We start from the raw sequence: 10,564 nt of genomic DNA, 5'->3' as shown, positions 1-10,564 counted from the left end.
CCATGGACGTCCCCCGGGACGTGCGCCACGTGCGCCACCTCATCTCCGTCGACGACCTCACCGACCACGAACTGCACCGCGTCGTCGAACGCGGCGCCGCGTTCTCCGCCGGCCTCGCCGACCCGGTCCGCCCGCTGGACGGACTGGTCACCGGGGTCTACTTCGCCAAGACCTCCACCCGCACCCGGACCGCCTTCTCCTCCGGCGCGCTGCGCCTGGGCGCCTCCCTCGTCTCCTACGGGCCCGGCGACCTCCAGCTCAACACCGGCGAAACCACCGAGGACACCGGCCGGGTGCTGTCCGGCATGCTCGACGTGCTGGTGGCCCGCACCGCGGGACCGGAGGAGGAACTGCGCGGCTGGGCGAGCCAGCACCGGATGGCCGTTGTCAACGCCATGAGCGCCGAGGAGCACCCCACCCAGGCGCTGACCGACCTGACCACCCTGCTCCGGCACTTCGGCCGCATCGACGGCCTGCGCGTCCTCTACGCCGGAGAGGGCAACAACACCGCGGCGGCCCTCGCCCTGGCCCTCAGCCGCTACCCCGGCGTTCACCTCGACCTGCGCACCCCGCCCGGCTACGGGCTCACCGCGTCCGTCGCCGCGCGGGCCGCGGCCCACGCCGTCCGCAGCGGCGCCCGGATCACCGAGCGGCACGACATGGCCGCCCTCGCGGGGGCGTACGACGTCGTCTACACCAGTCGCTGGCAGACCACCGGCACCAGCAAGCCCGACGCGGACTGGCGGGAGATCTTCGCGCCGTTCCAGGTCGGCCCGTGGCTGTGGGACGGCTCGCCCCGCGCCGTCTTCATGCACGACCTGCCGGCCCACCGCGGCGAGGAGGTCACGGCGGACGTCCTGGACGGCCCGGCGAGCATCGCCTTCGCGCAGGCCACCAACAAGATGCACAGTGCCATGGCGGTCCTGGAGCACGTGTGCGCCCCGCAGACGGCCCGGGTGCCCGAGATCGCTGCCGCCCGATGAGCGGCACCACGCGTCCGGCCACGGACCCCTCGGAAGTGCCGTGGCTGATGGCGGAGGAGACGCGCGACGGGAGCGGGAGCAAGGTGGGTACGGTCACCGAGGAGCCCGAGCCGACACCTGGGCCCGCACCGGATCCGGCGCCTGCCGAGTCCGCGCCCCTGCACCCGCCCCTGCGCCGCAACCGGGACTTCACCCTGCTGTGGGGCGGCGCCGGGCTGTCGCTGCTGGCCGGGCGGGCGACCGCCGTGGCGTATCCGCTGACCGTGCTGTGGGCCACCGGATCGCCAGGGGACGCCGGACTGGTCGGCACCGCGCTGCTGCTGCCCATGCTGCTGATGCAGCTGCCGGGCGGGGTGCTCGTCGACCGCTACGACCGGCGGCGCATCATGATCGGCGCCGGGCTCGGCCAGGTACTGGTCGCCGTCGTGGTGACCGGGCTGCTGCTCAGCGGACGCACCTGGCTGTGGGCGCTGCTGGTCGCCGCGTTCACCGAGGGCGCCCTCGGCGTGCTGCACCAGCTCGCCGAACGGGCCGCTGTGCCGTCCGTCGTCCCCCGCGAACAGCTGCCCGCCGCGCTCACCGGCAACGAGGCCCGCACCCGCGGCGCCGCCATCGCCGGACAGCCGCTCGGCAGCGGACTCGTCGCGCTCGGCGCCTCGCTGCCCTACGCGGCCGCCGCCGTCAGCCAACTGGCCTCCGTCATCTGCCTGTTCGGAGTGCGGGGAGAGCTCCAGCAGAAACGCACCGGACCGCCGGCCCGGCTCGGCACCGAGATCCGCGAGGGCCTGGTGTGGATGTGGCGGCAGCCCTTCCTGCGGGCCGTGATGACCGCCGTAGCCGTCACCAACGTCCTCTTCCAGGGCCTCAACCTGGCCGTGATGGTGGGCATCCAGGAACGGAACGGCACCCCCTTCGAAGTCGGCCTGGTGCTCTCGCTCAGCGGCGCCGGCGGGCTCGTCGGAGCGATCACCGGCGGCTGGTGGAGCACCCGGTTCCCGCTGCGCACCCTGGTGCTGGGCGGACTGCTCGCCTGGACCGCCTTCATGGTCCCGGTCGCCGCCGCCCTGAACACCCCCGTCCTGCTCGGCGCCCTGTTCGCGGCGAGCGGCTACGTCGGCGGCGTGTTCAACGTCGCCGGCGGGGTCCTCCTCGTCCGGGCCGCGCCCGACCAACTGCGCGGTCGCGCCAACTCCCTGGCCAACTTGGTGGGTTCGGGCGCCATGGCGGCCGGGCCGGTCGCCGCCGGCTTCCTCCTGGAGTCCACGGACGCCCTGCGCACCGCCCTCGCCCTCAGCGCCGTCATGGCACTCACGGCACTGGTGGCGCTGGCCTCGCCCGGACTGCGCGAGGCGCCGTTCCCCGAGCCGGGTGACACCCCCGCCGACGGCCCCGGGAACACCTCTCAAAAGCGTCCCTGAAACCGCCCGGACACCGGCCCTGACCTGCCAGCTTCCGGTATAGGTCGCCGATAGGGCCGTACGCGAGAGTCGTAACACGAAACAGCTGCGGCACCGGCCCGCGACCCCGCCCGACACACCCCGTGCATCCGCCCCCTGTAAGGAGAACGCGCATGACGCTCAACACCCTGGACCGGAGAAGTGCCCTGCGGGCCGCCCTCGGCGTCGCCGGAGCAACCGCCACGGCGTCTCTCCTCGGCGCCACGCCCGCCGAGGCCCACGGCCGCCGCCATCCCTCCCTGCCGGAGGTCCCCGGCATGGTCGGCGACCGCTGGGCGAACGAGTTCTGGTACCAGTACGACGAGATGTCGTACTACACCCCGTCCCAGGAGATGAAGGACGCGGTCGGCGCCATCGTCACCCCCTTCGGCGGCTTCACCAAGACGTACGACGCGTGGGCCGAGACCCGCAAGAGCGGCCGCTACCCGCGCAGCTTCTTCGAGCTGATCCAGCCCAACAAGGCCGCCTTCGAGGTCCTCTCCCGCGAGCAGATCAAGGTGTACGACCAGTTCTACGGCAACGACCCGCACGGGCTGGTCCTCGCCTTCCAGGAGTACGGCCAGGGCACCCTGTTCGACCCGCGCCGCCCGGTCGGCCAGAAGGTCCACATGATGAACTACACGCCGCCGTCGCCCACCCACGCCTACCACCGCTGGCACCCCTTCCTGGCCGGCTTCGCGCTCCTGGGCATCGAACGTCGCTACTGGACCCACATCAACCGCCTCGCCGGCACCGCCTGGGAGCTCCAGTCGCTGGCCCAGCCGATCACGGACCACCCGGACAACCCGCACCTGCCGCGGCACACCGTCCGGCACGTCACCGCCAAGTGGCTGTGCCGCGACCGCCAGGAACTCGACACGGCCTTCGACGTGTCGCCCTTCCCGGCCGACCTCGGCGAGTAGCCGCCCGTACCGCTCGCATCACCCGCACCGCCCGCGTCCGCGGGCCGGGGCGTCCCCGGCACCACCCGGCCCGGCACCACCTCAGCCCAGGAGGCAGGCTCACCATGCAGGACACCGCCCGATCCCACGGAGACCCCCGGTCCCTCGGCGACTCCCCGCGCGTCGGAGTCTGGCTGGTCGGCGCACGCGGTTCGGTCGCGACCACCGCCGTCGCCGGGGCGGCCGCCATCGCGGCCGGCCTCGCCTCCGCCACCGGCTGCGTCACCGAGTCCCCGGACTTCACCGCGGCCGCGGACTCCCTCCCCGCCCTCGCCGACCTCGTCTTCGGCGGCCACGACGTCGTCGACGTGCCGCTGACGGCGAGGGCCGGCGAGCTGGCCGACGCGGGCGTGCTGCCCGGCGCCCTGGCCGCGGCGGTGCGCCCCGCCCTGGAGGCCGCCGAGCGGGAGATCCGCGACGGCTCCCCACGCGCCGGGGAACCCCAGTACACCGCCGCCCGGCGGTTCGCCGCCGACATCACCGACTTCCGCACCCGCAACGGCCTGGATCAGGTCGTCGTCGTCAACGTCTCCTCCACCGAGCCGCTGCCCGACCCCGACCCCGCCTTCCTCACCCTCGCCGACCTCGACAAGGCCCTCGCCGCCAGCACCGGCCTGCTGCCGCCCAGCTCCCTGTACGCCTACGCCGCCTTCCACGCAGGCTGCGCCTACGTCAACTTCACCCCCTCCGCCGGTGCCGCGCTGCCCGCCCTGGAGGAACTCGCCCGGCTGCGCGGGGTCCCGCACGCGGGCCGCGACGGCAAGACCGGCGAGACGCTGGTCAAGAGTGCCCTGGCGCCGATGTTCACGCAGCGCGCGCTCCGGCTGCGCTCCTGGTCCGGCACCAACCTGCTCGGCGGCGGCGACGGCGCCACCCTGGCCGACCCCGCCGCCGCGCGCAGCAAGACCGAGTCCAAGCAGCGCGCCCTGGAGGAGACCGTCGGACACGCCGTCGAAGGCGTCGTGCACATCGACAACGTGCCGGAGCTGGGGGAGTGGAAGACCGCCTGGGACCACATCACCTTCGAGGGGTTCCTCGGCGTGCGCATGACCCTCCAGTTCACCTGGCAGGGCTGCGACTCGGCGCTGGCGGCACCGCTCGTCCTCGACCTGGTCCGGCTCGCCGCGCTGGCCCGCCGCCGCGGGGAGAGCGGGGCGCTGCCCGCGCTCGGCTTCTTCTTCAAGGACCCGGCGGCCTCCTCGGAGCACAACCTGACCTTGCAGTACGGAGCCCTGACCGAGTGGGCGGCCGTTTCCGCCGAGCCCGCACGCCGGTCCGAGGTGGCGCGATGACCACCGCGACCGCCGCGCCGCCGGCCGCCGGCGCTTCCGGCGCTTCCGGCGCTTCCGGCGCTTCCGGCGCCTCGGCACCCCGGCAGCCGGGTTCCCGCCGCCGTACCCCGCGTGACCTGACCCGCGGCGCCCGCGACACGCTCACGGCGTGCCGCGCGGCGGCCCGGGCGGCGTCGACGGCGTTCCGGACGGCGTGGGAGACCCCCTCCGGTCCACCCCGCCCCCGGTACGACACCGGGTACCGGCCCCGTTCCGTCGCGGTCCGGCGTCATGCCACGGCGGTCGCCGAGCTGGTACGGGCGCCCGCCGCGATCACCGTCCCCGGTGACGTACTGGCCGGTGCGCTCAGCGCCGGCCGCCCGGCGGGCGGCCGGACCCTGCTCCTCGCCGCCTCCTCCGTCAGCCTGTACTGGGCCGGCATGGCTCTCAACGACTGGGCAGACCGCGAGGAGGACGCCCGCGAACGCCCCGAACGCCCGGTGCCGTCCGGGCGGATCAGTGCCGGGGCCGCCCTGGGCATCGCCGGCGGGCTCACCGCCGCGGGCCTCGGCCTGGGCGCGCTCGCCGGCGGCCGCCGCGTCCTGCTGCGCCGGACCCTGCCGCTCGCAGCCACCGTGTGGGCGTACGACCTCGGACTGAAGCACACCCCACTGGGACCCGCCGCGATGGCGGCGGCCCGTGCCCTCGACGTGCTGCACGGGACCGGCCCCACGCCGGCCGGTCCCGCGCTGCGCGCCGCGGCCACGGTCGGCGCCCACACCTGGGCACTGACACGCCTCAGCCGCCACGAGGTGAACGGCACGGCGGGCCGGGAGCCCCTGTTGTCGCTGGCGGCGACGGCGGCGGTGACCCTGGCGGCGACGGCCGGCGGATTACGAGCCCCCGAGCGTCAGCGTCCCAACACCGCGTCCGTCGCGGCGTGGCAGGCGTCGAGCGGCCCGCCGGACACCACGTCGGCCGGGGCGCGTCACCTCCTCGGCTCCGCCGCGCGGTCGGGCCCCGGCATCGGAACCGACGCGCCACGGCTGCCCGGCCGCTCCATCGCCGTGACCGTCCTGACCGCCACCGTCTACGCGGTCACCTGCGCCCGCGCCCAGTGCGCCGCCCTGCGCGACCCGGACGCCGCGCGGACCCGGGCCGCCGTAGGCGCCGGCATCCACGCCCTCCTGCCCCTCCAGGCCGCCCTCGTCTCCCGCACCGGCTCTCCGAGGCTCGCCGCCCTGCTCGCCGCGGCCCTCCCCCAGGCAGCCCGCCTCGCCAGGAAGGTGTCCCCGACGTGACAGCCCACCAGGGCCCCGAGCCCGACACCCACCCGGCACAGACGCAAGCCCGCGCAACCGCGGCCGAACGCGACCCGGCAGTCAATGGTGCCGGAGCGGCTGCGCCCGACGCCTGCCCGGGCATGTCCGACGCCGCTCGGGTCGCGGCCGACGCCGCTCCGGCTGTGGCGGATGTTGTCCCGGCTGTGGCCGATGGCCGCCCGGGTATGTCCGACGCCGCTCGGGTCGCGGCCGACGCCGCTCCGGCTGTGGCGGATGTTGTCCCGGCTGTGGCCGATGGCCGCCCGGGTATGTCCGACGCCGCTCGGGTCGCGGCCGACGCCGCTCCGGCTGTGGCGGATGTTGTCCCGGCTGTGGCCGATGGCCGCCCGGGTATGTCCGACGCCGCTCGGGTCGCGGCCGATGTTGTCCCGGCTGTGGCCGATGGCCGCCCGGGTATGTCCGACGCCGCTCGGGTCGCGGCCGATGTTGTCCCGGCTGTGGCCGATGGCCGCCCGGGTATGTCCGACGCCGCTCGGGTCGCGGCCGATGTTGTCCCGGCTGTGGCCGATGGCCGCCCGGGTATGTCCGACGCCGCTCGGGTCGCGGCCGATGTTGTCCCGGCTGTGGCCGATGGCCGCCCGGGTATGTCCGACGCCGCTCGGGTCGCGGCCGATGTTGTCCCGGCTGTGGCCGATGGCCGCCCGGGTATGTCCGACGCCGTTCCGGTCGTGCCCGACGCCGCCCCGGTTGCGCCCGACGCCGTCCCGGGAGTGGCCGATGCCGCCCCGGCAACCGACGACGCTCGTTCGGCTGTCGCCGATGCCCGCCCGGCCGCGGCCGTCCAAGGCCCGGTTGTCGCCGCCTTTCGTCCGGCAGGGGCCGACCCCCGTCCGGCAGGGGCCGACCCCCGTCCGGCCACCGCCGACTCGCACCCGGTGCAAGCGGAGCCCCTCCGCTTCGCCTACGGCACCAACGGCTTCGCCGATCACCGGCTCACCGACGCCCTCGCGGTCCTCGCCGACCTCGGGTACGACGGGGTCTCGCTCACCCTCGACCACCAGCACCTCGACCCGTACGCTCCTGGCCTGGCGGCCCGCGTCCGGGACGCCGGGCGGGCGATCCGGCGGGCCGGGCTGGCCGTGGTCGTGGAGACCGGGGCGCGCTATCTGCTCGACCCGATGCGCAAGCACCGGCCGACACTGCTGAGCGCCGAGCCCGAGGGGCGGGCCGCCCGGCAGGAGCTGCTGCGGCGCGCGATTGTCATCGGGGCCGAACTGGGCGCCGAGGCCGTGCACTTCTGGAGTGGCACGCCCGACCCCGGCACCACCCGGGACGAGGCGTGGCGGCGGTTGGAGGAGGGCTGTGCGACGGCCCTTGCCGACGCCGAGCGGGCCGGGGTCCGGCTCGCGTTCGAGCCCGAGCCGGGCATGCTCGTCGCCGACCTGGCCGGGTACCGCAGGCTGTTGCGGGCGCTGGGCGCGCCGGACCGGCTGGGGCTGACCCTGGACATCGGGCACTGCCGGTGCCTGGAGCCGTACCCGGTGCGGCGGTGCGTCGAGCTGGCCGCCGACCGGCTGGCCCACGTACAGATCGAGGACATGCGGCGGGGCGTGCACGAGCACCTGCCGTTCGGGGCGGGGGAGATCGACTTCCCGCCGGTCCTCGACGCGCTGCGCGCGGCCGGCTACCGCGGCCTGGTCTCCGTGGAGCTGCCCCGGCACAGCCATGCCGCGACGGCGACGGCCCGCCACAGCATCGAGTTCCTGCGCGCCGCGGCGGCCCGTACCGCCGTACCCGCGCCCCGTACGCCCCGTGCGCCCGCATGCCTCTCGAAGGAGGTCACACCGACATGACCGCACCCACACTGACGCAGACGCCCGAGGCCGTCCACAACGCCCTGACCGTGCGCACGCTGAGGGAGTCCCTGCTCTCCGTCCTCTCCCCGGACCAGCGGAACCGTTTCGTCCGGGACACCGCCGCCGTTGCCGAACAGGGCGCCACCGCCCTGGACACCCGCTTCCCCGCGGCCGGCCGGTACTACGGACGCGGCCGGCTGCCCGGCTGGGCCGACTGGAGCGTGGAGGACGGCATCCGTACCGTCCTGCTGGTGCGGCTGCCGCTGCAGGGCGGCGATCTGGCCGCGGAGGCGGCCGCCCGGTACGGCGGCGGCGACGCAGCCGAGCGCCGGGGCGTCCTGCGCGCCTTGCCGTTCCTGCGCATCGGCGCCGCCGGGCTGACGATCACCGACGACGCGCTGCGCACCAACGACACCCGGCTGATCTCGGCCGCGCTCGGCCCGTACGCGCGCGTCCACCTGGACCAGTACCGCTGGCGCCAGGCAGTACTGAAGTGCCTGTTCACCGGTATCCCGCTGCGCCGGGTCGCCGGGCTGCACGAGCGCCGTGACGCCGAACTCGCCCGCATGGCGCAGGGGTTCGCCGCCGAACGGCGGGCCGCCGGCCGGACCGTACCGGCCGACCTGTGGCTCGTCGCGACGCAGGAAGCCGCGTACGTCATCGCGGACCAAGCCCCGCACGACGCCTGACCTCACCCACCCCGAGCGGAAGCCACGGCCATGCGCATCTTCGATCCCCACATCCACATGACGTCCCGTACGACGGACGACTACAAGGCGATGCACGCCGCGGGCGTCCGCGCCCTGGTGGAGCCCGCGTTCTGGCTCGGCCAGCCCCGCACCCACCCGGCGAGCTTCACCGACTACTTCGACTCGCTGCTGGGCTGGGAGCCCTACCGGGCCGCCCAGTTCGGCATCCGCCACTACTGCACGATCGGTCTGAACCCCAAGGAGGCCAACGACCCGCGCTGCCTGCCGGTCCTCGACCTGCTGCCGCGCTACCTCGCCAAGGACGGCGTCGTCGCGGTCGGCGAGATCGGCTACGACACCGTCACCGACGCCGAGGACCTCGCCTTCGCCCGGCAGCTGGAACTCGCCGCGGAGCACGGCCTGCCCGCCCTGGTGCACACCCCGCACCGCGACAAGGCGGGCGGCACCCGGCGTTCCCTGGACGTGGTCCGCGCCTCCGGCATCGACCCGGCCCTGGTCGTCCTGGACCACCTCAACGAGATCACCGTCGGCGAGGTCGCCGACAGCGGCTGCTGGATGGGCTTCTCCATCTACCCCGACACCAAGATGACCGCCGAGCGCATGGTCGCCGTCCTGAAACGGTTCGGCACCGAGCGCGTGCTCGTCAACTCGGCGGCCGACTGGGGCCACAGCGACCCGCTGCTGACGCGCGCCACCGCCGACGCGATGCTCGCCGCCGGCTTCGACGAGGACGACGTGGACCGGGTCCTGTGGCGCAACCCCGTCACCTTCTACGGGCAGTCGGGCCGACTGGACCTCGACGGATACAACGACACCCAGGCCGCCGGCCTGTTCGCGGGCAACTCCGTCGCCCGCGGTGGGAGCTGAGGACCCCTCATGCGCTTTCGACACCCTGACGGCACCACCGTCCACCTGGCGTACTGCACCAACGTGCATCCCGCCGAGACCCTCGACGGCATCGTCGGCCAGCTCGCCGCGTACGCCGAACCGGTGCGCGTCGCCGCCGGTGCCCGGCTGATCGGCATCGGCCTGTGGCTGCCCGCCGAGACGGCCGGCGCGCTCGCCGCCGACCCGGCCGGCGTGGCCCGGCTGCGCCGCGAGCTGAGCACCCGCGGCCTGGAGACGGTCACCCTCAACGGCTTTCCCTACCGCGGCTTCCACGCTCCCGTCGTCAAACGGGCCGTGTACTACCCGGACTGGTCGGAACCGGCCCGCCTGGAGTACACGCTGAACCTGGCCCGGGTGCTCGCCGGACTGCTGCCCGACGGCACCTCGCGCGGCTCGATCTCCACCCTGCCGCTGGCCTGGCGCACCGTGTGGACCTCGGCCCAGCGCACCACAGCGGCTCGGCAACTGGACGCGCTCGCAGAGGGGTTGAAGCAGATCGCCGCCGACACCGGCAAGACCGTGCGGGTCGGCATCGAACCGGAGCCCGGCTGCGTGGCGGAGACCACCGCGCAGGCCGTCGAAGCGCTGGCCGGCACCGACCCGCAGTGGATCGGCGTCTGCCTCGACGCCTGCCACCTCGCCGTCGCCCACGAGGAACCGGCCGCCGCGCTGGCCCGGCTGAGCGAGGCGGGCATCCCGGTGGTCAAGCTCCAGGCGTCCACCGCGCTGGAGGTCCCCGACCCCGCGGAGAACTCCGTACGCGAGATGCTGGCGCCCTTCGCGGAGCGCCGGTTCCTGCACCAGACCAGGGAGGCGGGCCCGGACGGGTCGCTGCTGGCCTGCGACGACCTGGGGGCCGCGCTCGCCGGCGCGCTGCCGGGCCGGGCGCCCTGGCGCATCCACTACCACGTGCCCCTGCACGAGGAGCCCCCGCCGCCGCTGGCCAGCACCCGCGAGGTGCTGCGCGCGACCCTGCGGACGCTGTTCGCGGGGGAGCGGGCGGTCACCGACCACGTCGAGGTGGAGACCTACACCTGGTCCGTGCTGCCCGGCCACCACGACGACGCCCTCGTGACCGGACTGGCCGCCGAAATGACGTGGATGCGGAACGAGTTGCTGGCCCTGGGTCTCACGCAGGTGACGTCGTGACCGGCGACCGGACGGGCCGGCAGGTC

At 74.8% G+C, this 10,564-nt stretch carries 9 protein-coding genes; all 9 read left to right on the top strand.

Features of this window, described 5'->3' with window-relative positions:
* The first annotated feature begins 2 nt into the window (after positions 1–2).
* The 9 genes from ACW4TU_RS10235 (at position 3) to eboE (ending at position 10,538) form a co-directional block, all read left to right on the top strand.
* The gene (locus ACW4TU_RS10235) at positions 3–983 is read left to right on the top strand and encodes an ornithine carbamoyltransferase (protein ID WP_457426820.1); all 981 of its coding nucleotides are present in this window, start codon (positions 3–5) and stop codon (positions 981–983) included.
* Positions 980–2,401: an MFS transporter gene (locus ACW4TU_RS10230; RefSeq protein WP_457426818.1), complete on the top strand. Its 1,422-nt coding sequence runs from the start codon at positions 980–982 to the stop codon at positions 2,399–2,401. The genes ACW4TU_RS10235 and ACW4TU_RS10230 overlap by 4 nt, the downstream gene beginning before the upstream one ends.
* A gap of 152 nt (positions 2,402–2,553) precedes the next feature.
* Positions 2,554–3,342, top strand: coding sequence for a Tat pathway signal sequence domain protein (locus ACW4TU_RS10225; RefSeq protein WP_457426816.1), 789 nt, complete (start codon positions 2,554–2,556; stop codon positions 3,340–3,342).
* Between the two features lie 104 nt (positions 3,343–3,446).
* Positions 3,447–4,673: an inositol-3-phosphate synthase gene (locus tag ACW4TU_RS10220; protein WP_457426814.1), complete on the top strand. Its 1,227-nt coding sequence runs from the start codon at positions 3,447–3,449 to the stop codon at positions 4,671–4,673.
* Positions 4,670–5,953 (top strand): SCO3242 family prenyltransferase, encoded by a 1,284-nt coding sequence (locus ACW4TU_RS10215; protein WP_457426812.1) that lies wholly within the window; start codon positions 4,670–4,672, stop codon positions 5,951–5,953. The genes ACW4TU_RS10220 and ACW4TU_RS10215 overlap by 4 nt, the downstream gene beginning before the upstream one ends.
* 917 nt (positions 5,954–6,870) lie before the next feature.
* Positions 6,871–7,788: a sugar phosphate isomerase/epimerase family protein gene (locus ACW4TU_RS10210; protein ID WP_457430014.1), complete on the top strand. Its 918-nt coding sequence runs from the start codon at positions 6,871–6,873 to the stop codon at positions 7,786–7,788.
* On the top strand, positions 7,785–8,480 hold the full coding sequence (locus ACW4TU_RS10205) for an EboA domain-containing protein (protein WP_457426810.1): 696 nt from the start codon (positions 7,785–7,787) through the stop codon (positions 8,478–8,480). The genes ACW4TU_RS10210 and ACW4TU_RS10205 overlap by 4 nt, the downstream gene beginning before the upstream one ends.
* A 30-nt stretch (positions 8,481–8,510) precedes the next feature.
* Positions 8,511–9,368: a TatD family hydrolase gene (locus tag ACW4TU_RS10200; RefSeq protein WP_457426808.1), complete on the top strand. Its 858-nt coding sequence runs from the start codon at positions 8,511–8,513 to the stop codon at positions 9,366–9,368.
* A gap of 9 nt (positions 9,369–9,377) precedes the next feature.
* Positions 9,378–10,538: a metabolite traffic protein EboE gene (eboE, locus tag ACW4TU_RS10195; RefSeq protein ID WP_457426806.1), complete on the top strand. Its 1,161-nt coding sequence runs from the start codon at positions 9,378–9,380 to the stop codon at positions 10,536–10,538.
* Positions 10,539–10,564: the final 26 nt, after the last annotated feature.

This window comes from Streptomyces kryoterrae (assembly GCF_054072135.1).
This window is presented reverse-complemented; position numbering and strand designations above follow the sequence as displayed.